At 72.4% G+C, this 24,265-nt stretch carries 22 protein-coding genes; 17 read left to right on the top strand and 5 right to left on the bottom strand.

What is annotated here, in order from left to right; translation table 11 throughout:
- Nucleotides 1-104: 104 nt before the first annotated feature.
- Genes ACFQ3T_RS14985 through ACFQ3T_RS14970 form a run of 4 tightly spaced genes read left to right on the top strand, consistent with a single transcriptional unit; the run spans nucleotide 105 to nucleotide 3,424 of the window.
- Nucleotides 105-1,154 (top strand): ABC transporter ATP-binding protein, encoded by a 1,050-nt coding sequence (locus ACFQ3T_RS14985; protein WP_380723862.1) that lies wholly within the window; start codon nucleotides 105-107, stop codon nucleotides 1,152-1,154.
- Nucleotides 1,147-1,806, top strand: coding sequence for an ABC transporter permease (locus ACFQ3T_RS14980; protein ID WP_380723861.1), 660 nt, complete (start codon nucleotides 1,147-1,149; stop codon nucleotides 1,804-1,806). The genes ACFQ3T_RS14985 and ACFQ3T_RS14980 overlap by 8 nt, the downstream gene beginning before the upstream one ends.
- Nucleotides 1,803-2,543: an ABC transporter permease gene (locus tag ACFQ3T_RS14975; protein ID WP_380723860.1), complete on the top strand. Its 741-nt coding sequence runs from the start codon at nucleotides 1,803-1,805 to the stop codon at nucleotides 2,541-2,543. Before ACFQ3T_RS14980 ends, ACFQ3T_RS14975 begins: the two co-directional genes overlap by 4 nt.
- On the top strand, nucleotides 2,540-3,424 hold the full coding sequence (locus ACFQ3T_RS14970; RefSeq protein WP_380723859.1) for an ABC transporter substrate-binding protein: 885 nt from the start codon (nucleotides 2,540-2,542) through the stop codon (nucleotides 3,422-3,424). Before ACFQ3T_RS14975 ends, ACFQ3T_RS14970 begins: the two co-directional genes overlap by 4 nt.
- A gap of 109 nt (nucleotides 3,425-3,533) precedes the next feature.
- Here ACFQ3T_RS14970 and ACFQ3T_RS14965 read toward each other — a convergent pair whose 3' ends face one another.
- Nucleotides 3,534-4,331: an IclR family transcriptional regulator gene (locus tag ACFQ3T_RS14965; protein ID WP_380723858.1), complete on the bottom strand. Its 798-nt coding sequence runs from the start codon at nucleotides 4,329-4,331 to the stop codon at nucleotides 3,534-3,536.
- 45 nt (nucleotides 4,332-4,376) lie between these two features.
- Here ACFQ3T_RS14965 and ACFQ3T_RS14960 point away from each other — a divergent pair, with 45 nt between their 5' ends.
- The 9 genes from ACFQ3T_RS14960 to hutI all read left to right on the top strand — a co-directional run bounded on the left by ACFQ3T_RS14960 (nucleotide 4,377) and on the right by hutI (nucleotide 13,804).
- Nucleotides 4,377-4,856: a SigE family RNA polymerase sigma factor gene (locus tag ACFQ3T_RS14960; protein ID WP_380723857.1), complete on the top strand. Its 480-nt coding sequence runs from the start codon at nucleotides 4,377-4,379 to the stop codon at nucleotides 4,854-4,856.
- Complete coding sequence (locus tag ACFQ3T_RS14955; protein WP_380723856.1) at nucleotides 4,853-5,821, top strand: hypothetical protein; 969 nt, start codon at nucleotides 4,853-4,855, stop codon at nucleotides 5,819-5,821. Before ACFQ3T_RS14960 ends, ACFQ3T_RS14955 begins: the two co-directional genes overlap by 4 nt.
- Nucleotides 5,822-5,938: 117 nt before the next feature.
- Complete coding sequence (gene hutH / locus ACFQ3T_RS14950) at nucleotides 5,939-7,477, top strand: histidine ammonia-lyase (RefSeq protein WP_380723855.1); 1,539 nt, start codon at nucleotides 5,939-5,941, stop codon at nucleotides 7,475-7,477.
- Nucleotides 7,477-9,123, top strand: a complete 1,647-nt coding sequence (gene hutU, locus ACFQ3T_RS14945; RefSeq protein WP_380723854.1) for a urocanate hydratase — start codon at nucleotides 7,477-7,479, stop codon at nucleotides 9,121-9,123. The genes hutH and hutU overlap by 1 nt, the downstream gene beginning before the upstream one ends.
- Nucleotides 9,116-10,294 (top strand): allantoate amidohydrolase, encoded by a 1,179-nt coding sequence (locus ACFQ3T_RS14940; protein ID WP_380723853.1) that lies wholly within the window; start codon nucleotides 9,116-9,118, stop codon nucleotides 10,292-10,294. Before hutU ends, ACFQ3T_RS14940 begins: the two co-directional genes overlap by 8 nt.
- 10 nt (nucleotides 10,295-10,304) lie before the next feature.
- Nucleotides 10,305-11,576: a formimidoylglutamate deiminase gene (locus ACFQ3T_RS14935; RefSeq protein ID WP_380723852.1), complete on the top strand. Its 1,272-nt coding sequence runs from the start codon at nucleotides 10,305-10,307 to the stop codon at nucleotides 11,574-11,576.
- A 7-nt stretch (nucleotides 11,577-11,583) separates the two neighbouring features.
- Nucleotides 11,584-12,465 carry a helix-turn-helix domain-containing protein gene (locus tag ACFQ3T_RS14930; RefSeq protein WP_380723851.1) on the top strand — a complete coding sequence of 294 codons (882 nt, stop codon included), beginning with the start codon at nucleotides 11,584-11,586 and terminating at the stop codon, nucleotides 12,463-12,465.
- 11 nt (nucleotides 12,466-12,476) lie between these two features.
- Nucleotides 12,477-12,662 carry a DUF397 domain-containing protein gene (locus ACFQ3T_RS14925; protein ID WP_380723850.1) on the top strand — a complete coding sequence of 62 codons (186 nt, stop codon included), beginning with the start codon at nucleotides 12,477-12,479 and terminating at the stop codon, nucleotides 12,660-12,662.
- Nucleotides 12,659-13,804 carry an imidazolonepropionase gene (gene hutI / locus ACFQ3T_RS14920; RefSeq protein WP_380723849.1) on the top strand — a complete coding sequence of 382 codons (1,146 nt, stop codon included), beginning with the start codon at nucleotides 12,659-12,661 and terminating at the stop codon, nucleotides 13,802-13,804. Before ACFQ3T_RS14925 ends, hutI begins: the two co-directional genes overlap by 4 nt.
- Here the strand turns inward: hutI and ACFQ3T_RS14915 are convergent.
- Nucleotides 13,764-14,645, bottom strand: coding sequence for a dihydrodipicolinate synthase family protein (locus tag ACFQ3T_RS14915; protein ID WP_380723848.1), 882 nt, complete (start codon nucleotides 14,643-14,645; stop codon nucleotides 13,764-13,766). The genes hutI and ACFQ3T_RS14915 overlap by 41 nt on opposite strands.
- 70 nt (nucleotides 14,646-14,715) lie before the next feature.
- On the opposite strand from ACFQ3T_RS14915, the gene ACFQ3T_RS14910 reads away from it, so the two are divergent.
- Complete coding sequence (locus tag ACFQ3T_RS14910; protein WP_380723847.1) at nucleotides 14,716-15,618, top strand: LysR family transcriptional regulator; 903 nt, start codon at nucleotides 14,716-14,718, stop codon at nucleotides 15,616-15,618.
- 141 nt (nucleotides 15,619-15,759) lie between these two features.
- Nucleotides 15,760-16,752, top strand: coding sequence for an aldo/keto reductase (locus ACFQ3T_RS14905; RefSeq protein WP_380723846.1), 993 nt, complete (start codon nucleotides 15,760-15,762; stop codon nucleotides 16,750-16,752).
- Between the two features lie 45 nt (nucleotides 16,753-16,797).
- Here ACFQ3T_RS14905 and ACFQ3T_RS14900 read toward each other — a convergent pair whose 3' ends face one another.
- Together ACFQ3T_RS14900 and ACFQ3T_RS14895 are read right to left on the bottom strand one after the other, a co-directional pair.
- Nucleotides 16,798-16,977 (bottom strand): DUF6104 family protein, encoded by a 180-nt coding sequence (locus ACFQ3T_RS14900; RefSeq protein ID WP_380723845.1) that lies wholly within the window; start codon nucleotides 16,975-16,977, stop codon nucleotides 16,798-16,800.
- Nucleotides 16,978-17,049: 72 nt separating this feature from the next.
- On the bottom strand, nucleotides 17,050-20,727 hold the full coding sequence (locus tag ACFQ3T_RS14895; RefSeq protein WP_380723844.1) for a multifunctional oxoglutarate decarboxylase/oxoglutarate dehydrogenase thiamine pyrophosphate-binding subunit/dihydrolipoyllysine-residue succinyltransferase subunit: 3,678 nt from the start codon (nucleotides 20,725-20,727) through the stop codon (nucleotides 17,050-17,052).
- A gap of 359 nt (nucleotides 20,728-21,086) precedes the next feature.
- Between ACFQ3T_RS14895 and ACFQ3T_RS14890 the strand changes: the two genes are divergently transcribed.
- Both ACFQ3T_RS14890 and ACFQ3T_RS14885 read left to right on the top strand, forming a co-directional pair.
- Nucleotides 21,087-21,452 carry an ArsR/SmtB family transcription factor gene (locus ACFQ3T_RS14890; protein WP_380723843.1) on the top strand — a complete coding sequence of 122 codons (366 nt, stop codon included), beginning with the start codon at nucleotides 21,087-21,089 and terminating at the stop codon, nucleotides 21,450-21,452.
- Entirely contained in the window at nucleotides 21,449-21,934 is a 486-nt protein-coding gene (locus ACFQ3T_RS14885) for an SRPBCC family protein (protein WP_380723842.1), read from the top strand. Before ACFQ3T_RS14890 ends, ACFQ3T_RS14885 begins: the two co-directional genes overlap by 4 nt.
- A gap of 517 nt (nucleotides 21,935-22,451) precedes the next feature.
- Here the strand turns inward: ACFQ3T_RS14885 and ACFQ3T_RS14880 are convergent.
- On the bottom strand, nucleotides 22,452-24,265 hold a 1,814-nt coding region (locus ACFQ3T_RS14880), incomplete at its 5' end, for an ABC transporter ATP-binding protein (RefSeq protein ID WP_380723841.1).

Genomic DNA, 24,265 nt, shown 5'->3' with positions numbered 1-24,265 from the left:
CAAACGGTGCAGCCTACTGACCGGATGGTGAAACGCCGTGCCGCGGTCGGATCGACGGGCTAGGGTCGATCGACGCCTGATGCACATCGGCAGGAGGACCACGGGTGATCGAGTTCCGCGACGTGACCAAGCGGTTCGACGACGGGACCACCGCGGTGAACGGCCTGGACCTGGTGGTGGAGGCGGGCACGATCACGGTCTTCGTCGGCCCGTCAGGGTGCGGCAAGACCACCTCTTTGCGCATGGTGAACCGGATGGTCGACCCGACGTCGGGCACGGTCCTGGTGGACGGCCGGGACGTGCTCGCCGTGGACCCGCCCACGTTGCGGCGCGGCATCGGGTACGTCATCCAGCAGGCGGGCCTGTTCCCGCACCGGACCGTTCTGGACAACGTCGCCACTGTGCCGTTGCTCACGGGGTGGACCCGCCGCAGGGCCCGCGCGCGTGCCGCCGAGCTGCTGGAGCTGGTCGGCCTGCCGGTCGAGCTGGGCAAGCGGTACCCGGTGCAGCTGTCCGGCGGGCAGCAGCAGCGGGTCGGCGTGGCGCGGGCGCTGGCCGCGGACCCGCCGGTGCTGCTCATGGACGAACCGTTCAGCGCCGTCGACCCGGTGGTGCGGGAAGGGCTGCAGGACGAGCTGCTGCGGTTGCAGGCCGAGCTGGACAAGACCATCGTGTTCGTGACGCACGACATCGACGAGGCCGTGCGCATCGGGGAGAAGGTCGCGGTGCTGCGCACCGGCGGCGTCCTCGCGCAGTACGCGCCGCCCGCCGAGCTGCTGTCACGGCCCGCGGACGACTTCGTGGCCAACTTCGTCGGCAAGGACCGCGGCTACCGCAGCCTGTCCTTTGTGGACTCATCCGGGATCGAGGTCGCCGAGGTGGCCACGGTGTCCGCCGGCTCGGCGCACGAGTCCTCTTCGGACTGGCGGCTCGTGGTCGACCCGGACAAGAGGCCCCGGGGCTGGGTCGCGCCGGACGCCGCGGTCGTGCCCGGCGGCTCGCTGTACGAGCTGGGCACGCCGATCCGGGGCGCGCTGGACGCCGCGCTGTCGTCGCCGTCCGGGCTCGGCGTCGTGGTGGACGCCGAGGGGCGGCTCGCCGGCGTCGTCACGGCGAGGCAGGTGCTGGACGTGATCGAGCGCCGCCGTGGGTGACGTCGCGCGGTACCTGAGCGACGCCGGCACGCGGGCGGCGCTGCTGGAACGGCTGCTGGACCACGTCTACCTGTCGCTGGCGCCGCTGGTCGTGTCGGTGGTGCTGGCGATCGTGCTCGGCCTGCTGTGCCACCGGTTCCGCGCGGTCAACGCGGCCCTGATCGGCTTGTCGAACGTCGTCTACACGATCCCGTCGCTGGCCCTGTTCGCGATCATCCCGGCGTTGATCGGGACCAGGGTGCTCGACCCGGTGAACGTGATCACGGCGTTGACGCTGTACACGACGGCGCTGCTGGTGCGGCCGGTCGCCGAGGCGCTGGGCGCCGTGCCCGCGCACGTCATCGCCGCCGCCACCGCGATGGGCTTCCGCCCGTGGCGGCGGTTCCTGACCGTGGAGCTGCCGCTGGCCGTGCCGGTGCTGGCCGCGGGTGTGCGGGTCGGCTCGGTGAGCAACATCAGCCTGGTCAGCGTGGGCGCGCTGATCGGCACCGGCGGCCTCGGCACGCTGTTCACGGACGGCTTCCAGCAGCGCTACCTCGCGCCGATCATCGTCGGCATCGTGCTGACCCTGCTGCTCGCGCTGGTCGTCGACCTGCTGCTGGTGCTGCTCCGCAACCGACTGACCCCGTGGGTCCTGGTGGGCAAGGCATGATCTTCGCCGAGGCGTTCGCGTGGCTGCTCGACCCGGTCAACTGGTCGGGCGGCAAGTCGATCCCGGTGCGGGTCGGCGTCCACCTGCTGTTCTGCGTCGGCGCGGTGCTCGGCGCGGCGCTGATCGCGGTGCCGCTCGGCCTGTACGTCGGGCACACCGGACGCGGCGGTGTCGTGCTGGTGGGCGGCAGCAACGCGTTGCGCGCGTTGCCGACGCTCGGGCTCGTCACGTTCCTGTACCTGATCGCGGGCGGCGGCACGGTGAGCGTGCTCATCGCCCTCGTCGTGCTCGCCGTGCCGCCGATCCTGGCGGGCGCGTACGCGGGCGTGCAGGACGTGGACCGGGGCGTCGTGGACGCGGCGCGGGGCATGGGCATGACCGGGGCGCAGCGGTTGTGGCGGGTCGAGGTGCCGAACGCGCTGCCGCTGCTCGTCGGCGGTCTGCGCAACGCCATGCTGCAGGTCGTGGCCACCGCGTCGGTGGCGGCGTACGTGGGTATCGAGACGTTGGGACGTCCGCTGCTGGACGGCCTGCGGGTGCTGGACTACGGGCAGTTCATCGGCGGCGCGATCCTCATCGCGCTGCTCGCGGTCCTGCTGGACGTCCTGCTCGCGGGCCTGGGCAGGTTGGTCGTGCCCGCGGGGTTGCGGCTGTCGGCCCGGACGGGGTCGAGCGGGGTGCAGCCGAGGCGCCGGAAGACACCGGCGCCCGTCGAATCTGGAGGAAGCACGGCATGAAGCGCACGTTGGCCGTCATCGTCACCGCGGCGGCGCTGGTCGTCTCCGCCTGTGGCTCCAAAGAGGACCTGGGCGGCGGCGGGCAGGACGCCGCGCCGGGCGAGGTCGTGGTCGGCTCGGCCGACTTCACCGAGAACAAGATCCTGGCCGAGATCTACGCGGGGGCGCTGCGGACGACCGGGGCCGCGGTGTCGGTGCGGTCCGGCATCGGAGCCCGCGAGCTGGTCGTGAAGGCGTTGCAGGACAAGTCGCTCGCGGTGGTGCCGGAGTACACCGGCAACCTGCTGAACTACTTCGACAAGACCAACACCACCACCGAGGCGGAGGACGTCTACTCGGCGTTGAAGTCGAAGACGCCGGCGGGCCTGGAGGTGCTGGAGAAGTCCGCCGCCGAGGACAAGGACGTGCTGGTGGTCACCAAGGCCACCGCGGCGGGCGGCGTGAAGTCGATCGCCGACCTCGGGTCCGGCAAGTACGCGCTCGGCGCGGCCGGCGAGTGGGCGCAGCGCTGGGAGAGCAAGATCAAGGAGCTGTACGGCGTCACGTTCACCGAGATCAAGACCACGGACGCGGGCGGCCCGATCACCGTGGACGCGCTGAAGGACGGCACGGTGCAGGTGGCGAACCTCTACACGACGTCCGCCGACATCAAGGCGAACGACTTCGTGGAGCTGGAGGACCCGAAGACCATGTACCCGGCGCAGAACGTCGTGCCGCTGCTGCGGTCCGACGCCCTCGACGCCAAGGGCAAGGACGCGCTGGACAAGGTCTCCGCGGCGCTCACCACCGAGAAGCTGGCCGAGCTGGTCAAGCAGGTCGACGTCGACAAGCAGACCATCGCGAACGTGGCCGCGAACTTCCTGAAGGACGTCAAGCTGTAGGTCGGAGCACCGGTCGACGCCCCCGGCACGTGCCGGGGGCGTTCGCCTACCCGGACGCCGCGGTCTCGCCACCGCGACGCCGGTCGCGTCCCCGGTGCTTGTCGGCGGCTCAGTGCTTGTCGGGGTCCGGATCGGCCGGGCGACCTCCGCCGAGCCGGCCGGTCAGCTCGTCGGCGGTCCGCCGCACCTCCGCCGCCAGCTCCGGCCACGTCTCGCCGCACTCGACGTCGCACACGTGCCGGAACGTCACGGTGATCGCGGCGATCGGCCGTTCGCCGTGGTCGAAGACGGGCGCGGCGACGGACGCGAAGCCGGCCGTCACGTAGCCGTCCTCCACCGCCCAGCCGCGCCGACGCTCCTCCGCCAGCAAGCGCCGCAGCGCGGGCAGGTTCCGCGGCCCCCGGCCGGTCCGGTCCACGAACGGGCCGGGGAACAGCGCCCGCACCTGCGCCGCCGGCAGCCGGGCCAGCACGGCCCGGCCGGACGCGGTCAGCTGCGCGGGCAGCCGCACGCCCACGTCGGACACGATCGTGGTCGGGTGGCGGGGCTGCTCGCGCACCAGGTACAGCGACTCGGCGCCGTGCAGCACGCCGAGGTGCGCGGTCCGGCCGACCGAGTCCACGAGACGCCGCAGCAACGGCCGCGCGAGGCGTTCCAGCGGGTCGTGGCGCAGGTAGGCGGAGCCGAGCTCGAACGCGGCCACGCCGAGCCCGTAGCGCCGCTCCTCCGGGAAGTGGGTGGCGAAGCCGGCCGCCGCCAGCTCCGCCAGCAGGTGGTACGTCGTGGACCGGGGCAGCGACAGCTCACGCGCCACCGCCGCCGCGGACAGCGGACCCGGCCTGCTCGCCAGCAGGCGCAGCACCGCGAGCCCTCGGCGCAACGCCGGCACGTCGCTGCTGCCTCCCACGAAAGCCATTCTCAACAAATCCGCGGTCCCGCGCATTGGAGGGGTATGACGACCAGCTTCGAGGACTTCGCCGCCGGGCAGGTCACCCCGCTGCTGCGCTACGCCACCGTGCTGACCGGCGACCCGCACCTCGCGCAGGACGTCGTCCAGGAGTGCCTGCTCCGGGCCCAGCAGCGCTGGTCGCGCATCGCCGCCGTCGACGCCCCGGTGGCGTACGTCAAGCGGATGGTCACCAACGAGTACCTGAGCTGGCGCCGCCGGTGGAAGCCGCAGACCTCGCTGCACGGCATAGACCCGCCGACCCCGGACCCGTCCGCTCTCTACGACGAGCGCGAGGCGATGCTCCAGAGCATCGACAAGCTCCCGCGCAAGCAGAAGGCGGCCGTCGTGCTCCGGTTCTACGAGGGCTACGACGACGCCGAGATCGCCGAGACCCTGGGCTGCTCCCAGGTCACGGTCCGCAGCCACATCTCGCGCGCGCTGGCGACGCTGCGCGCCGACGACCGGGTGAAGGAGGAACTGTGAGCGACACCGAGAGCCTGATCAGGGACGCCCTCCGGATGCGCGCCGACCAGGCGCCGCCCCCCGGCCCGGTGCTGGCCGCCCTGCGCCGCCCCCGGAAGTCCCGCACGTCGTTCCTGCTGGTCCTGGCGGCGGCCGCCACGGCGGCGGTGGTGGCGGTCGTGGCCACCGCGGTCGGCCGACCCACGGCCGAGTCGCCACCGGCCACGTCGGTCGAGATCCCGATCGAGCCGACGATCCCGACGGTCTCGCTCGGCTTCAGCCCGACCTGGCTGCCGGAGGGCTTCACCGAGCGGCAGCGCCTGGTCGACCCGGCCACGTACACGCGACGCACCTGGGAGCAGGGCGAGTCGACCGCGAAGGCCACGAACCCGTCCCTGGAGTTCACCGTCCAGCCGGCCAACGAGTCCACGGGCGCGATGGCCGACGCGATTGCCAACGCCTTGGAGGCCTACCGCGTCACCGTCAACGGCGCGCCGGGCGTCGTCTCGGGCGCCACGACCGTCCTGTGGCAGCCCGAACCGGAGGTGTACCTGTCGGTCACCCTGAGGAACATCCCGGACGCCCGCACCACCGCCGTGCGCATCGCCGAGTCGGTCCGCCCCGACCCCGGCCCGGTCCGGTTGCCGGTGTCGCTGGGCGGCTCGCGGGGCATCCAGGCGCACGGGGGCCTGCCGGAGGGCTGGCAGGCCAGTACCACGGGCGTGCACGACGGCGTCACCTACAACGTGTTGCTGAGCCGGCGCCCGTACGGGTTCGAGGGTTCGCCGACGATGACCACCGCCCGCGGGCTCACCGCCCGGTACTACGCGGCCGACGGCGGCCACCTCGTGGTGGAGCTCCGGCCGGACGTCCACCTCCAGGTCTCCGGCATCGGGGTGCGGGCGGCGGGGTTGGCGGAGTTGACCGCGGCGGCGGAGGCGGTGGTGGTCGACCCGGAGCCGGACCTGGCCTGGGCCGGCGGCTGACGCCACCCGACCGCGGCGCCTGCGGGACACCGCTGCCGCGGCGGCGCGTCTGGGATGCCAGACACGATCGGCGGACCTCGGGTCGTGCGGACCCGGTTGCCGGGTTGTGATGGGTGCATGCAACCCGTGCAGCTGGGTCCGAAGCCCTTGACCCGCGATGACGTCCACGCCGTCGCCCGCGGCGGCGCGCCCGTGGAGATCACGGAGGCGGCCCGCGAGGCGGTCACCACCGCCCGGTCGCACATCGAGCGCCTGGCCACGGCCGAGCAGCCCACCTACGGCGTCTCCACCGGGTTCGGCGCGCTGGCGGTCCGGCACATCCCGCCGGACCGCCGGGCCGCCCTCCAGCAGTCCCTCGTCCGCTCGCACGCGGCGGGCGCGGGCCCGGAGGTGGAGCGCGAGGTCGTCCGCGCCCTCGTCCTGCTGCGCCTGAAGACGCTGACCAGCGGTCACACCGGCATCCGGCTGGAGACGGCCGAGGCGATGGCAGCGATGCTGAACGCGGGCATCACGCCCGTCGTGCACGAGTTCGGCTCGCTCGGCTGCTCGGGCGACCTGGCGCCGCTGTCCGCCGCCGCGCTGGCCCTCACCGGCGAGGGTGACGTGCGCGACGCGCGGGGCGACCTGGTGCCGGCCGCCCAGGCACTCGCCGCGGCGGGCATCCAGCCGGTCCGCCTGGCCGAGAAGGAGGGCCTGGCGCTGATCAACGGCACGGACGGCATGCTCGGCATGCTGGTGCTGGCCCTGCGCGACCTGAACCACCTGCTCGATGTCGCCGACCTCACCGCGGCGATGAGCGTGGAAGCCCTGCTGGGCACGGACCGCGTGTTCGCGGCCGACCTCCACGCCCTGCGCCCGCACCCCGGCCAGGGCCGGTCCGCCCGGCGCATGGCGGCGATCCTGCGCGACTCCGAGATCATGGAGAGCCACCGCGGCCCGGACTGCACCCGCGTGCAGGACGCGTACTCCCTGCGCTGCTCGCCGCAGGTGCACGGCGCGGCCCGCGACACCGTCGCCTACGCCGAGACGGTCGCCGACCGCGAGTTGGCGTCGTCCATCGACAACCCGGTCGTGCTGGCCGACGGCCGGGTCGAGTCGAACGGCAACTTCCACGGCGCGCCGATCGCGTACGTGCTGGACTTCCTCGCGATCCCGACCGCCGACGTGGCGAGCATCGCCGAGCGCCGCACGGACCGGATGCTCGACGTGAACCGGTCGCACGGCCTGCCGCCGTTCCTGGCGCACGACCCGGGCGTCGACTCCGGCCACATGATCGCCCAGTACACGCAGGCGGCGATCGTGAGCGAGCTGAAGCGGCTGGCCGTGCCGGCGTCGGTCGACTCGATCCCGAGCAGCGCCATGCAGGAGGACCACGTCTCGATGGGCTGGTCCGCCGCGCGCAAGCTGCGCCAGTCCGTGGACGGCCTCCGCCGCGTCCTCGCGATCGAGCTGCTGACCGCGGCCCGCGCCCTGGACCTGCGCCGTCCGCTCAAGCCTTCCCCCGTGACCGCGGCGGCCGTCGCGAAGCTCCGCGAGCACGTCGAGGGCCCCGGCCCGGACCGGCACCTCGCGCCCGAGATCGCCGCCGCCGAAGACCTGATCCGCAGTGGCTGCCCCGAGATGAGCGGGCGCCCCGAACTCCTAGGAGCACTGTGATGGTGCGCGCCGCCCGAGGGACCGACCTCACCGCCCGCAGCTGGCCCACCGAGGCCGCCCTGCGCATGTTCCACAACAACCTCGACCCGGACGTGGCCGAGCGGCCCGAGGACCTGGTGGTCTACGGCGGCACGGGCAAGGCCGCCCGCGACTGGCCGAGCTTCCACGCCATCAGCCGCGAGCTGGCGAACCTCGCCGACGACGAGACGCTGCTCGTCCAGTCCGGCCGCCCGGTCGGCGTCATGCGCACCCACGAGTGGGCCCCGCGAGTGCTGATCGCGAACTCGAACCTCGTGCCGGACTGGGCGAACTGGCCCGAGTTCCGCCGCCTCGAAGCCGAGGGCCTGACCATGTACGGCCAGATGACGGCCGGCTCGTGGATCTACATCGGCACCCAGGGCATCCTCCAGGGCACCTACGAGACGTTCGCCGCCGTCGCCGACAAGCGGTTCGGCGGCACCCTGCGCGGCACGCTGACCGTCACGGCGGGGCTCGGCGGCATGGGCGGCGCGCAACCGCTCGCGGTCACCATGAACGAGGGCGTGGCGCTCTGCGTCGAGGTCGACCCGCAGCGCGCTCGGCGTCGCGTGGAGACCCGCTACCTGGACGAGATCGCCGACGACGTCGACGACGCGATCGCCCGCGTGCTGAAGGCGAAGGAGGACGGCCGCGCGCTGTCCGTCGGCCTGATCGGCAACGCCGCCGAGGTGCTCCCCGAGCTGCTGCGCCGCGACGTCCCGGTGGACATCGTCACCGACCAGACCTCCGCGCACGACCCGCTGGCGTACTGCCCGAAGGGCGTCGCGGTGGAGGACTGGGCCGACTACGCCGCCGCGAAGCCGGAGGAGTTCACCGACCGGGCCCGCCAGTCGATGGTCGACCACGTCGAGGCCATGGTGGGCTTCCTCGACCGCGGCGCCGAGGTGTTCGACTACGGCAACTCGATCCGCGGCGAGGCCAAGCTGGGCGGCTACGAGCGGGCGTTCGACTTCCCCGGTTTCGTGCCCGCGTACATCCGGCCGCTGTTCTGCGAGGGCAAGGGACCGTTCCGCTGGGCGGCGCTGTCCGGCGACCCGGCCGACATCGCCAAGACCGACCGGGCGATCCTGGAGCTGTTCCCCGAGAACGAGCAGTTGGCGCGCTGGATCAAGATGGCCGGCGAACGCGTCGAGTTCCAGGGCCTGCCCGCCCGCATCTGCTGGCTGGGCTACGGCGAGCGCCACCTCGCCGGCCTGCGGTTCAACGAGATGGTGGCGTCCGGCGAGCTGTCCGCGCCGATCGTCATCGGCCGCGACCACCTCGACTGCGGCTCGGTCGCGTCCCCGTACCGGGAGACCGAGGCGATGGCGGACGGCTCGGACGCCATCGCCGACTGGCCCCTGCTGAACGCGCTGGTCAACACGGCGTCCGGCGCGACGTGGGTGTCGCTGCACCACGGCGGCGGGGTCGGCATCGGCCGGTCCATCCACGCCGGTCAGGTGACGGTCGCGGACGGCACCCCGTTGGCCGCGCAGAAGATCGAGCGCGTGCTGACCAACGACCCCGCGATGGGCGTCATCCGGCACGTGGACGCGGGCTACCAGCGGGCCGTCGACGTCGCCGCCGAGAAGAACGTCCCGATCCCGATGGCCGGTTCCGATGACTGACCTCGCGGACCTCGCCGACGTCGGGCGGGACGCCCGGCGCGGCGGCTACTCGCGGCACGGCTTCGACCGGGTCGAGCGCGAGCTGCGCGCGTGGTTCGTCGAGGAGGCGGAACGGCGCGGGCTCGACGTCCGCCCGGACCGCAACGGCAACATCTGGGCGTGGTGGGGCGAGCCTGGCCCGGACGCCGTCGTCACCGGCAGCCACCTCGACTCGGTGCCGGGCGGTGGCGCGTTCGACGGGCCGCTCGGCGTGGTGTCCGCGTTGCAGGCGGTGGACCTCTTGCTAGCCAGGGGTTTCACGCCCTCGAAGCCGCTGGCGATCGTGGTGTTCGTGGAGGAGGAGGGCGGGCGCTTCGGCGTGGCGTGCCTCGGCTCCCGGCTGATGACCGGCGCGATCTCCGCCGAGGCCGCGTGCGCGCTGACGGACGCGGACGGCGTCACGTTCGGCGAGGCCGCCCACGCGGCCGGCTTCGACCCGTTGCGGATGGGCCGGGACGACCGCGCGTTGGCGTCCATCGGCGCGTTCGTGGAGCTGCACGTCGAGCAGGGGCGCGGGCTGGACGTCCCGGTGGGCCTGGCGAGCTCGATCCTGGCCCACGGCCGGTGGCGGTACACGTTCACCGGCGAGGGCAACCACGCCGGCGCGACGCTGATCGAGGACCGCCGCGACCCGATGCTCCCCGCCGCGCGACTCGTGCTGGCGGCGCGACGTGCGGCGACGTCCGGCGCGCGGGCGACGGTCGGCCGGATCGTGCCCAACCCCGGCGGCACCAACGTGATCGCGTCGTCCGTGGACGTGTGGCTGGACGCGCGGGCCGACGACGAGCCGCGCACCCGCGAGGTGGTCGAGCGGATCACCGACGAGGCCCGCGCGGCGGCGTCCGACGAGGGCTGTGAGGTCCGCGTGTCCGAGGAGAGCTGGGGCGGGACGGTCGTGTTCGACCGCGGTCTCATGTCCCGCATCCGGGAGGCGATCGGCGGTGACACGCCGGCGCTGCCGACCGGCGCCGGCCACGACGCCGGCATCCTGGCCGCGCACGTCCCGACCGCGATGCTGTTCGTGCGCAACCCGACCGGGATCAGCCACGCGCCGGAGGAGTTCGCCGAGGCGGACGACTGCGCGGCGGGCGTGGCGGCGCTGGCGACGACGTTGGAGCACCTGGCCACATGACGGGCTGCCGATGAAGAGCTTCTGGTGTGAGCGGGCGTGGCTGCCGGACGGCATCGCGTCGCGCGTCCTGGTGCGCGTGGACAAGGGCCTCATCACCTCCGTGTCCACAGTGGACACGATTCCGCTCGGCGTGGAACGCCTGCACGGCTTGGTGTTCCCCGGTTTTGCCAACGCGCACTCGCACGCGTTCCACCGGGCGTTGCGCGGACGCACGCACTCGGACGGCGGCGGCACGTTCTGGACGTGGCGCGACCGGATGTACGCGGTGGCGGAGCGGCTGACCCCCGACTCGTACCTGAAGCTCGCCACGGCGGTGTACGCGGAGATGGCCGTGGCCGGCGTGACGGCGGTGGGCGAGTTCCACTACCTGCACAACGGCGGGAACGAGATGGCGGAGGCCCTGCGGCAGGCCGCCCGCGACGCCGGCATCCGCATCACCCTGTTGGACGCTTGCTACCTGGCGGGTGGGATCGGTCAGCCCGTGCGCGGGGTGCAGGAGCGGTTCTCGGACGGCACGGGTGACCGGTGGCTCGACCGGGTGGCTGAGCTGCGCGGGGACGACAACACCCGGATCGGCGCCGCGATCCACTCCGTCCGCGCGGTGCCACGTGAAACATTGTCGCTGGTAGCGGGCGCGTTCCCCGATCGGCCGCTGCACGTCCACCTGTCGGAGCAACCGGCCGAGAACGACGCTTGCCTGGAGTCGTACGGCCTGACGCCGACCGAGTTGCTGGCGGAGGCGGGCGCCCTCACGCCGCGCACGACGGCCGTCCACGGAACCCACCTGTCCGACAAGGACATCGGCCTGCTGGGGTCGACCCGGACGGGCGTGTGCTTCTGCCCGACCACGGAGGCGGACCTGGCGGACGGCATCGGCCCGGCGCGCGAGTTGGCGGAGGCCGGGTCGCCGTTGTCGCTGGGCAGCGACCAGCACGCCGTGGTCGACCCGTTGGTGGAGGCACGCACGTTGGAGCACAACGAGCGGTTGCGCACCGGCCGCCGCGGCCGGTTCACCCCGGCGGAACTCGTCGGCGCGCTGACCAACCACGCCTCGATCGGGTGGCCCGAGGCGGGCCGGCTCGAAGTGGGCGCGCCGGCGGACTTCGTGGCGGTCCGGACGAACTCCGTCCGGACGGCCGGCGCCGAGCCCGAGCAGCTGGTCCTGGCCGCCACCGCGTCGGACGTCGCGGTGGTGGTGGTCGGCGGCAAGGTCGTGGCCAGGGACGGCGTGCACGAGCGGTTGGGCGACGTCGCCCGGCTCCTGACCGAGGTGATCCCCTGATCGAGTGATGGGATTCCCAGTGTTGTCGGCCCCGATCACCATCATGGGTCGCATGCCACCAGCACGCCCACCTTTTCGCCGTCGGAAACTGGCCCGCCGCATCCGCCGGATGCGGGAGGCGGCCGGGATGACGATCGAGGACGCCGCCGCCGCGCTCGACAAGCACCGCAACAGCCTCTACCGGCTGGAGGCCGGCGAGACACGGCTCGACGTCCACCTGGCCCGCTCGATGATGGACGTGTACGACCACTACGACCCCGACCTCATCGACGCGGTGCGCGAGGCGCTGCGGCCGGGGTGGTGGACGGCCTTCGGCTTGCGGGACATGGGGTACGTCGACGTCGAGACCGAAGCGTCGACGGTGTGGGAACTGGCGCTGGTCCTGCTTCCCGGTCTCCTGCAAACCGAGTCGTACGCGCGCGCTGTCCTGGAGGCGAATTCACTCAAGCGGACCAAGCCGGAACTGGCCGCTCAGGTGAAGGTCCGCATGATCCGCCAACAGCGCCTGACCTCGGAGGAGAACCCGCTGCGGCTGGTGGCGCTCGTCGACGAGAGCGCCTTGCGGCAGCTGGTCGGCGGCGGGGAGGTCATGCGCGACCAGTTGGGCCACTTGGTGATGGTCGCCGAACTGGAGACGGTGACCCTTCGCGTGTTGCCGAGGGATCTGGGTGCCCATGCCGGCCAGGAGGGGGCGTTCACGCTGCTCGACTTCTCCGACGTCGAGGATCCGTCGTTGCTCTACGTCTCGCACGCGACGGGCTCGCTCCACATCGAAGATCCGGAACAGGTCCGGCGGGCTAGAATGCGGTTCGACCACCTGCTCGGGCGGGCGCTCGGTCCGGAGGATTCGATCGCCACGATCGAGCGGATACTTGCCGAGTCGGAATGAGAGGCGGTCCTGTGTCCACTGTGGACCAAGCGGGCCTGGTGTGGCGGAAGAGCAGCCGCAGCGGCGGCGGCAACAACGACAACTGCGTCGAGGTGGCCTTCTCCGCTCCCGAGGTGGCGGTGCGGGACTCGAAGAAGCCCGACGCGGGCGTGTTGGCGTTCCCGTCGTCGGCCTGGCAGCGGTTCCTGCGTTCGTGACCAGCACGCTCGTCACCGGCATCGGTGAGCTGACCACCAACGACCCCGAGCTGGGTCGCCTCACCGGCGCCGCACTGGTCTTCACCGACCGGGTGGAGTGGGTGGGCCCCGCGTCCTCCGCGCCCGCCGCCGACGCGCGCGTCGACGTGGAGGGGCGCGCGGTCCTCCCCGGTTGGGTGGACAGCCACACGCACCTGCTGTTCGCGGGCGACCGGACGGCCGAGTTCGAGGCCCGGATGGCCGGCCAGGCGTACGCGGCGGGCGGTATCGCGGTGACGGTCGACGCCACCCGCGCGGCGTCCGACGACGACCTGGCCGCGAACCTGGCGCGGCACGTCGCCGAGGCCGTCGCCCAGGGCACGACCACGATCGAGACGAAGACCGGCTACGGGCTGACCGTGGCCGACGAGGTGCGCTCGGCCCGGATCGCCGCCGAGCACGCCGACGAGGTGACGTTCCTGGGCGCGCACCTCGTGCCGCCGGGCGCCGACCCGGACGAGTACGTGGCGCTGGTGGTCGGCGACATGCTGGACGCGGTCGCGCCGCACGTGCGGTGGGCGGACGTGTTCTGCGAGCGTGGCGCGTTCGACGAGGACCAGTCGCGGGCCGTCCTCGAAGCCGCCCGCGCCAAGGGGCTCGGCCTGCGCGTGCACGGCAACCAGTTGGGCGAGGGGCCGGGCGTCCGGCTCGCCGTGGAGCTGGGCGCGGCGAGCGTCGACCACTGCACCCACCTGTCCGATGTGGACGTCGAGGCGTTGGCCGGCTCGGACACCGTGGCCACGCTGCTCCCGGCGTGCGACCTGTCGACCCGTCAACCGCTCCCGCCCGCCCGCAGGCTGCTGGACGCCGGCGCGACCGTCGCCCTGGCCAGCAACTGCAACCCCGGCAGCTCCTACACGACCTCGATGGCCTACGGCATCACCACGGCCGTCCTCCAGATGCGGCTGACCGTCGAGGAAGCCGTCACCGCGGCCACCCTCAACGGCGCGAAAGCGTTGCGGCGCACGGACGTCGGCCACCTCTCGCCGGGTGCCCGCGCCGACGTGCACGTGCTCGACGCGCCCTCGACCACCCACCTGGCGTACCGGCCGGGTGTCCCGCTCACCCACGCCGTGTGGCGGGCAGGCGTTCGACGGCGGTGAGGGCGGCCGACGCGCTGTCCGGGTGGGCGGGCAGGAGCGGGAGGCGGACGTCCGGGGTCGGGATGCGGCCTTGGGCGTGCAGCACGGCCTTGACCACGGACGGGTTCGGCTCGGTGAACAGGGCGGCCGACAGCAGGCTCAGCCGTCCTCCCAGGGCTCGTGCCTCGGCCACGTCGCCGGCGTGCCAAGCCTCGATCAGCCGCACGAACCGGGCGGTGGCGACGTGCGCCGAGGCCAGGATGCCGCCGTGCGCGCCGAGCGCCAGCAGCGGCGAGATGAACGCGTCGTCCCCGCCGAGGACCGCCAGGTCGGACGGCAGGTCGGCGAACAGGTCCACCGTGTCGGCGTTGATCCCGCCCGGCGCGTACTTCAGGCCCGCCACGCCGGGCACGTCCGCCAGGCGCCGCAACGTCGCCGCGGACAGGTACTGGCCGGTGCGGTACGGGATGTCGTAGACGACCAGCGGCACCGGGCTGTCCGCGGCCAGCCGGGTCAGGTGGGCCAGCGCGCCTTCCTCGCCCGGCCGGACGAACGACGGCACGGTGGTCAGCGCCGCCACCACTTCCGGGTGGTCGGCCAACGCCCGGAGCGCCTCCGGGGTGTTCGCGCCGACGACCAGCGGCGCGTGCCGGTCCCGGCACACCCTGGTCACCACGCGGAGGACGGCCCGCTGCTCGGCCGGGTCGAGGGAGGACGGCTCCGCCGTCGTGCCCAACGCCACCAGGCCACGCGCGCCGTCGGCCAGCACCTGGACGGCCAACGCCTCCAGCGCGTCGAGCGCCACGCCGCCGGAGCGGTCGAACGGCGTGATCAAGGGGACGTACAAGCCGGTGAGCGTCATGAACCCACGGTGCACGCCCGAACCGTGAAGGACCAGCTCGCGTTCCTGCGGGCGACCGTAAGCTGAGCTGATGCTCGATGTCCGCCGCCTGCGGCTCCTGCGCGACCTGGCCCGCCTGGGCACGATCGCGGCCGTCGCCCAGGCCCGCGCCTACACGCCGTCGGCCGTGTCCCAGCAGCTCGCCGCCCTGCAACGGGAAGCGGGCGTGCCGCTGCTCGAACACACCGGCCGCAGCGTCCGCCTCACGCCCGCCGCCACCGCCCTCGTCCACCACACCGAGGCGGTCCTCGCCGCCCTGGAAGCCGCGTCCGCAACGCTCGCCGCCGCCCGCACCGGCCTGTCCGGCACCGTGCGGATCGGCGCGTTCCCCAGCGCCGTCCCGACCCTCCTGCCGGCCGCGCTGGTCGCCCTCGGTCGCGACCACCCGGCACTCGACCTGATGGTCACCGAGTTGGACCCGGTCGACGTGCCCGACGCCCTGCGGGACGGCCGCCTCGACGTGGCGCTGTGGCACGACTACGACGTCGCGCCCGTCGAATCCGACCCGGGAGTGGACTCCGTGCGGCTGCTGGACGAGAAGGTGTTCCTCGCCGTGCCGGCCGAGGGGTGGCCCGACCGGACCGTCGCGGGCACGCGAGAGGCGGCGTGGATCGTCGGCACCCCCGGCACGCTCTGCCACACCGTGGCGATGCGCGTCTGCCAGGCGGCCGGCTTCACGGCGCGCGTGCGGCACCACGCCGACGACTTCACCGCCGTGCTCGCGCTCGTCGCCGCGGGTCAGGGCGTGGCCCTCGTGCCGGAACTGGCCGCCGCGCACCCGCCGGCCGACGTCCGCCTGGTCCCGCTCGACGTCCACCGCCGCACCCGCATCGCCTACCGCCGCGGCGCCGCCGGCCATCCCGTGATCGCCGCGTGCGTCGCCGCCCTGGAGTCCTCGACCTCCGCCTACCTGGTTTCCCCGCCTTCGGCGTGAGCGGCCCGCCGCGCACCGCACCGTGGCCGCCGTGAACCCGCACCGTGGCCGCCGCGCGTCGCACCACGGCCACCCGCGCCGCGTCCACGACGGCCGCTCGGGGGAGGAGCGGTGCGCGGCGAGTTGAGGCAGGCTTGTCGCATGGAATACACCCAGCTCGGCCGTTCCGGCCTGTCCGTGTCCCGCCTCTGCCTGGGCACGATGAACTTCGGGCCGGAGACGTCGGAGGCCGACAGCCACACGATCATGGACCGCGCCCACGAGCACGGCATCAACTTCTTCGACACCGCCGACGTGTACGGGTGGCAGCGCGGCGAGGGCATCACCGAGAACATCATCGGCCGGTGGTTCGCGCAGGGCGGCGAGCGGCGCGAGAAGACAGTGCTGGCCACCAAGCTGTACGGCGACATGGGGGACTGGCCGAACGAGAAGCGGCTGTCCGCCCTGCACATCCGACGGGCCGCCGACGCGTCCCTGCGGCGGTTGCAGACCGACTACATCGACCTGTTCCAGATGCACCACGTCGACCGGGACACCCCGTGGGACGAGATCTGGGAGGCGTTCTCGGTGCTGCGGCAGCAGGGGAAGGTCATCTACTTCGGCTCGTCCAACTTCGCCGGGTGGCACATCGCGCAGGCGCAGGAGGCGGCGCGCAGCCGTCACTTCCTCGGCCTGGTCAGCGAGCAGTCGATCTACAACCTGGTGAACCGGTTCGTGGAGCTGGAAGTCCTCCCGGCCGCGCGGCACTACGGCGTCGGCGTGATCCCGTGGTCGCCCCTGGGCGGCGGACTGCTCGGCGGCGTGCTGCGCAAGCAGCGCGAGGGCGGCGCGGTGCGCGGCAACGCCGGCCGCAGCCTGGAGGCGCTGGAGAAGCACCGCGACGCCGTCGAGGCGTACGAGAAGCTGTCCGCCGACCTCGGCGAGGACCCGGCGAACGTCGGCCTGGCGTGGCTGCTGCACCAGGAGGGCGTGACGGCGCCGATCATCGGCCCCCGCACCGCCGACCAGCTCGACGGATCGCTCCGGTCCACCGAGATCGTGCTGGACGCCGAGGTCCTGGCGAAGCTGGACGAGCTGTTCCCGGCCCCCGGCCCGAACGGCGCCAAGCCCGCGCCGGAGGCGTACGCCTGGTAGGGCGAGCGCCGGCGGGTCGTGAACCACGGCCCGCCGGCCCCACGCTCAGTCCTCGAAGTCCTCGTCGTCACGCGCCAGGTAGGTGGCCAGGCGCTCGACCGCCGTCTCGAAGTCCGGGTTCGCGTCCACGAAGGACCGGAGCTTGTCGGCCAGCCACGCGAACGTCACCTCCTCCTCCCCGCGACGGCTCTCCAGTTCCTCGATGCCACGATCGGTGAAGTACACGGTCTTCCTCCACGAACGAGCCGAGCCGCCGAAACCCGGAGGTCTCGACGGCTCGGCGGAACCCGACGGGTGTTACTCGAACGCCTTGGCGATCAGCTCGCGCTGCTCCACCTCGTGCACCTTGGACGAGCCCGCCGACGGCGCGGCCATCGGACGGCGCGAGACCCGCTTGACGGCGAACCTCGTGGGCAGCAGCTCGGGCAGCGCCAGGCCGAAGAACGGCCACGCACCCTGGTTCGCCGGCTCCTCCTGGACCCAGCGGACCTCGGTGGCGTTGGGGTAGCGGTCCAGCGCCTCGGTCAGCTTGCGCGCGGGCACGGGGTAGAGCTGCTCGACCCGCACCACGGCGACGTCCTTGGCGGCCTGCTTCTCCTGCTCCGCGGCCAGCTCGTAGTAGATCTTGCCGCTGCACAGCAGGACCTTGCGGACCGCGTTCGGGTCGACGCCGCTGTGGTCGTCGATGACCGACTGGAAGCGGTCCTCCACGAAGTGCTCGACCGGGCTGGTCGCGGCCTTCAGGCGCAGCATCGACTTGGGCGTGAACACCACCAGCGGCCGGTTCACGCCGTCCAGCGCGTGGCGGCGCAGCAGGTGGAAGTAGTTCGCCGGCGTCGACGGCACGGCGATCGTCATCGAGCCCTCCGCGCACAGCTGGAGGAACCGCTCGATCCGGCCGGACGTGTGGTCCGGGCCCTGGCCCTCGTGGCCGTGCGGCAGCAGCAGCACGACGTCGGAGACCTGGCCCCACTTCGCCTCACCGGACGAGATGAACTCGTCGATGATCGGCTGCGCGCCGTTGACGAAGTCGCCGAACTGCGCCTCCCACAGCACCAGCGCGTCCGGGTTGGCCACCGAGTAGCCGTACTCGAAGCCCAGCGCCGCGAACTCGGACAGCACCGAGTCGTACACCATGAACTTGCCCTGGTTCTCGGCCAGGTGCTGCAGCGGGGTGTACTCGTCGGACTTCTTGCGGTCCACCAGGGTCGCGTGCCGCTGCACGAACGTGCCGCGCCGCGAGTCCTGGCCGGCGAGGCGGACCGTGCGGCCCTCCAGCACCAGCGAGCCGAACGCCAGCAGCTCCGCGAACGCCCAGTCGATGCCGCCCTCGCGGGCCATCTTGGCGCGCCGCTCCAGCACCGGCTTGACCCGCGGGTGCGGGGTGAAGCCCTCGGGCAGGTTGACGTGCGCGTCCGCGATCTTCTCGATCACCGAGCGGTCGACGCCGGTGGGCAGCTTGGTCGGGACCTGCTGCTCCTCCTCGATCGACGGCGAGGTCTTGATCGGGTGCTTCTCCAGCTCCCGGACCTCGTTGAACACGTGCTCCAGCTGCGAGGAGAAGTCCTGCAACGCCTTCTCGGCCTCTTCGACGGAGATGTCGCCGCGACCGATCAGGGACTCGGTGTACGTCTTGCGCACCGAGCGCTTGGTGTCGATCACGTCGTACATCGCCGGCTGCGTCATCGAGGGGTCGTCGCCCTCGTTGTGGCCGCGTCGGCGGTAGCAGACCATGTCGATCACGACGTCCTTGTTGAACGCCTGCCGGTAGTCCACCGCCAGCTTCGCGACCCAGTAGCACGCCTCCGGGTCGTCGCCGTTCACGTGGAACACCGGCGCGCCGATCATCTTCGCCACGTCGGTCGAGTACTTCGACGAGCGCGAGTGCTCGGGCGCGGTGGTGAAGCCGACCTGGTTGTTGACGACCACGTGCACCGTGCCGCCGGTGCGGTAGCCGCGCACGAGCGCCAGGTTCAGCGTCTCGGCGACCACGCCCTGGCCCGCGAACGCGGCGTCGCCGTGCAGCGCGACCGGCAGGACGGTGAAGCCCTCGCCGCCCTTGTCGAGCATGTCCTGCTTGGCGCGGACGATGCCCTCCAGCACCGGGTCGACGGCTTCGAGGTGCGACGGGTTCGCGGTCAGCGACACCTTCGTCTCGCCGTCGCCGAACATCCGGAAGTACTTGCCCTCGGCGCCCAGGTGGTACTTGACGTCGCCCGAGCCGTGCGCCTGGCCGGGGTCGAGGTTGCCCTCGAACTCGCGGAAGATCTGCGAGATCGGCTTGCCGACGATGTTCGCCAGCACGTTCAGCCGGCCGCGGTGCGGCATGCCGATGACGACCTCGTCGATCTCGTGCTCGGCGGCCTTGTCCAGCACCGCGTCGAGCAGCGGGATGACCGTCTCGCCGCCTTCGAGCGAGAACCGCTTCTGGCCGACGTACTTCGTCTGCAGGAAGGTCTCGAACGCCTCGGCGGCGTTGAGCTTCGACAGGATGTACTTCTGCACGGTGGCCGGCGGCTTCTCGTGCGGCACCTCGACGCGCTCCTGGATCCAGAGGCGCTCCTCCGGGTCGAGGATGTGCATGTACTCGACGCCGACCGTGCGGCAGTACGAGTTGCGCAGGACGCCGAGGATGTCGCGCAGCTTCATCCGCTCCTGGCCCGCGAACCCGCCGACCGGGAACTCCCGGTCCAGGTCCCACAGGGTCAGGCCGTGCGACAGGACGTCGAGGTCCTGGTGGCTGCGCTGGCGGTAGTTCAGCGGGTCCGTGTCGGCCATCAGGTGGCCGCGGGTGCGGAACGCGTCGATCAGCTCGATGACGCGGGCGGTCTTGTCGACCGCGCCCTCGGGGATGTCGGCGACCCAGCGGATCGGCTCGTACGGCAGCCGCAGCGACGTGAAGACGTCGTCGTAGAAGCCGTCCTCGCCGAGCAGCAGCTGGTGCACGCGCTTCAGGAACTCGCCCGACTCCGCGCCCTGGATGATGCGGTGGTCGTACGTGGAGGTGAGCGTGATGATCTTGCTGACGCCCATGTCGGTCAGGGCCTGCTCGCTGGTGCCCTGGAAGTGGGCCGGGTACTCCATGGCGCCGACGCCGATGATCGCGCCCTGGCCCGCCTGGAGGCGCGGCACCGAGTGGTTGGTGCCGATCGTGCCCGGGTTGGTCAGCGAGATGGTGGTGCCCGCGAAGTCCTCGGTGGTCAGCGAGCCGGACCTGGCCTTGCGGATCAGGTCCTCGTACGCCTGCCAGAACTGCGTGAACGTCATGTTCTCGCAGCCCTTGATCGAGGCCACGACGAGCGTGCGCGAGCCGTCCTTGCCGGGCAGGTCGATCGCCAGGCCGAAGTTGACGTGCTCGGGCGTGACCACGAACGGCTTGCCGTCGACCTCGGCGTAGTGGCGGTTCATGTTCGGGTACGCCTGCAGCGCCCGGATCACCGCGTAACCGATCAGGTGGGTGAAGGAGACCTTCCCGCCGCGGGTCCGCTTGAGGTGGTTGTTGATCACGATGCGGTTGTCGGCCAGCAGCTTGGCGGGCACGGCGCGCACGCTCGTCGCGGTCGGAACGGTGAGCGACAGCTCCATGTTCTTCGCGATGGCGGCGGAGGCGCCGCGGAGCTGCTTCTGCTCCACGCCCTGGGCCGGCTGCACCGGCGCGGCCTTGGCGGCCTGGGCGGGTGCGGGCTTGGTGGTGGGCTTCGGGGCGGCCGGCGCCGGGCTCTTGGGCTGCTGCGCGGGCGCCGGTGTGGCGGCGGGCGCGGGTGCGGCCGGAGCGGGCTTGGTGGCGGTCGTGGTGCCGTTCTCCGCGGCCGTCGTCGCGGCCCCGTTGCCCGACCGCTGCGTCGACTTGTAGTCGGCGAAGAAGTCGTGCCAGGCCGGGTCTACCGACGACGGGTCGGCGAGGAACTGCTCGTACATCTCCTCGACCAGCCACTCATTGGGGCCGAACTGTGAAGCAGGACTGCTGCTGGACACGGCTGGCGCTCGCCTCTATCCATCTCGCTCTTGGTAATGACTCACTCATGGTCAGGCTAGTCCCCCGTCTGGTGCAGTTCACACACAGGAGGGGGCGGGCAACGAGTGTTCGCTCACAGGATCGATCAGGTCATCGGTCCCGTTATGGGTGCTTGAGCATCACTTGAGGTTAAGCCCGTCACGTGTCTCGCATGGCGTCGACTTGGCTTCGTTCCGCGCACCGGCGGCGAGGAGGGGCTGTGAGGCGTTCAGCGGGGTGAACCCAGGGCTTTGAGCTGCGTGTTCAACTTCCCGGTTGACATGTCCGCCGGGCCTTCGTATCGTTGTCTTCAACCGAACGGTTGAGTAAGGAGTTGGCGGTGGACGACCAGTTGTCGCGGGTGTTCTCGGCCCTGGCCGACCCGATCAGGCGCGACATGGTGGCGCGGCTGGCGGTCGGCGACGCGACCGTGAACGAGTTGGCCGAGCCGTACTCCGTGACCGTGCAGGCCGTGTCGAAGCACCTCAAAGTGCTGGAGGGGGCGGGGCTCGTCAGCCGCGCCAAGGACGCGCAGCGACGGCCCGTCCACCTCGAAGCGGAGGTGTTCGACCTGATGACGAAGTGGATCGAGCGCTACCGGCGCGAGGCGGAGCAGCGCTACCGGCGGTTGGACGCCGTGCTCGCCGAGATGGCGTCCGAAGAGCAGGACCAAGCACCCGAACGAGCAGGAGGAGCAGCATCATGACCACGACCACGCACCCCGAGACCAGCATCGACGCCGACCCGGCCGTGCCGGCCATCCACATCACCCGCGAGTTCTCCGCGCCGGTGGAGGCCGTCTTCCGGGCCCACCTCGACCCCGACCTGGTGGTGAAGTGGCTCGGCCCGCGGTCCATCACGATGCGGATCGACCGCTGGGACGCCACCACGGGCGGCGCCTACCGCTACACCCACAGCCTCGGCGACGAGGACTACAAGTTCTACGGCTCGTTCCACGAGGTGCGGCCCAACTCGCGGATCGTGCAGACGTTCACGTTCGAGGGATTCCCGGACGGGGTGAGCCTGGAGACGCTGACGTTCGAGGACCTCGGCGGCGGGCGGACCCGGCTGCACGTGGTCAGCGTCTTCGAGAGCGTCGAGGCCAGGGACATGGCGCTGGCCAGCGGTATGGAGACCGGGGTCGTCGAGGGCTACGAGCGGCTGGACGACGTGCTCGCCAAGGCCTGACCTCAGCTTCCACCCACCCACCCACCCACCCACGCCCCGCACGCCTACCCGGCTGCGGGGCAGCCTCGTGCCCACCCACGCCGGCCCTTCGGACCTGCCACGCCCCAGGCTCCACCCGCACCCGCCGGCCCGCCACCGGCCCTCCCGCACCGCCTGCTGGGCCGCTACACCGGCTCACCGCCTGCATCCACCTGGCCGCCGCACCCACCAGCCCGCGGCCCGGCGCGCACCCGCCTGCCAGGTCGCCACGCCCGCCCGCCGCCTGCACCCGCCAGGCCGCCCGCCCCGCCGGTCCATGAACCGTCTGCCTGGCCGACCGCCTGCCCACTGCGTGCATCGCCTGCACCTCGACTCGCAGGCTCCGGCTGGACTGTCTGCGGTGCGCCGGCCAAGCTCCTGCTCGCGCAGGGCCGGTGCGCTTGCCTCATCCGCGTGCTCGAGCAGTGGCGCATCGACCGCGGCGGGGGCGGGCTGGGTGGTGGGTGGTTCGACCGGTTGCGCGGGTTGGTGGGGCCGGTTAGTGGGTGGCGGTGAGTTCGGTTTCTTCCCCCAGGTCGGCGCCGTGCGACCACAGCCGGGCGTAGTGGCCGTTCGCCTCCAGCAGCTCGGCGTGCGTGCCCTGCTCCACGATCCGGCCCTCGGACAGCACCACGATCCGGTCCGCCCGCGCCGCCGTCGCCAGGCGGTGGGCCACGACGAACGTCGTCCGCGCGCCGGCCAGGTGGTCGCTCGCCTCCAGCACCGCGGACTCGGTGGCCGGGTCCAAGGCCGCCGTGGCCTCGTCCAGCAGGAGCAGGGCGGGCTGGACCAGTTCGGCACGGGCCAGCGCGACCAGTTGGCGTTGGCCGGCGGACAGGCCTTGGCCCCGTTCACCGACCTGCTGGTGGAACGCGGCGGGCAGGGCGGCCACGACCGGCAGGGCGCCGACGGCGCGGACCGCCGCCTCCACCTCGGCCCGCGTCGCGTCGGGCTTGCCGTACGCGACGTTCTCCGCGACGTCCCCGCCGAACAGGTGCGCCTCCTGCGGCACGATGCCGAGCCGCCTGCGCAGCGCGGACAGGTCGTACTCCCGGACGTCCACGCCGTCGATCAGCACCGTGCCCCCGGTCGCGTCGTAGAACCGCGCCACGAGCTTGACCAGCGTCGACTTGCCCGCACCGGTCGCGCCTACCAGCGCCACGGTCTCGCCCGGCGCGACGTGCAGCGAGATCCCCTCCACGGCGGGCCGCGTGGTGCCCTGGTACGCGAAGCTCACGTCGCGCAGCTCCACCTCCCCGCGCAACGTCGTCACGGGCACCGGGTCGGCGGCCGGCGGGACGGTGCTCGGCGTCCGCAGCAGGTCGCCGATGCGGCTCAGGCCGACCCTCGCCTGCTGGTAGCCGTCGAACACGCCGGACAGCTGGTACAGCGGTGAGAAGAACAGGCCCAGGTACAGCACGAACGCCAGCAGCACGCCGGGGGACAGCGTGCCGTCGGCCACCCGGTACGCGCCCACGACGAGGATGCCCGCCTGCGCCACGCCCGACAGCAGGGACAGGAACGGGAAGTACGTGGCGATGTACCGCTGCGCCCGGATGCGGGACCGGCGGTACGCGTTGCTGCGCTCCGCGAACGCCTCGGCCGACCGCGCCTCACGGGTGTACGCCTGCGAGACGCGCAGCCCGGACACGTTCTCCTGCAGGTCGGCGTTGACGGCGCTGACGCGCTCCCGCGCCTCCGCGTACGCGGCCGACGACAGCCGCTGGAAGATCACCGTCGCGATCAGCAGCACCGGCAGGACGCTCAACGCCACCAGCGCCAACCCGGGATCGGTCGCCACCAGGGCCACCGCGATGCCGACCACGGTGAGCACGCTGATCGCGAACGTCGTCAGCCCCGTCTGCAGAAAACTGGACAGGGCGTCCACATCCGTCGTCATCCGGGTCATGATCCGGCCGGCCATCTCGCGCTCGTAGTAGTCGAGCCCGAGCCGTTGCAGGTGCGCGTAGCTGCGCACCCGCAGCAGGTACAGCAGCCGCTCGCCGACCCGCGACGTGACCACCTGGCCCACCGCCGACGACACCCACCCCAGCGCCACCAGCGTGAAGCTGATCGCGACCGCCACCCACAGCCAGCCGACCTCGCCGTCCACCACGCCCCGGTCGATGCCGAGCCGCACCAGGCTCGGCGCGGCGACCGCCAGCGCCGTGTCGACCAGCAGCAACCCGGCCACGCCGAGCATCGCCCACCGCACCGGGCGCAGCAGGGTCCGCAACCGGAACCCCGGGTCGGGCGCGCGCGGGTCCTCGCCGTGCAGCTCCGGCACCTCGCGCGCGGGCGGCAGGGCGTGGA

This window comes from Saccharothrix hoggarensis (genome assembly GCF_042678885.1).
Lineage (GTDB): Bacteria > Actinomycetota > Actinomycetes > Mycobacteriales > Pseudonocardiaceae > Actinosynnema > Actinosynnema hoggarensis.
The sequence above is the reverse complement of the archived record's forward strand: the minus strand, read 5'-3'. Positions and strand labels throughout refer to the sequence as shown.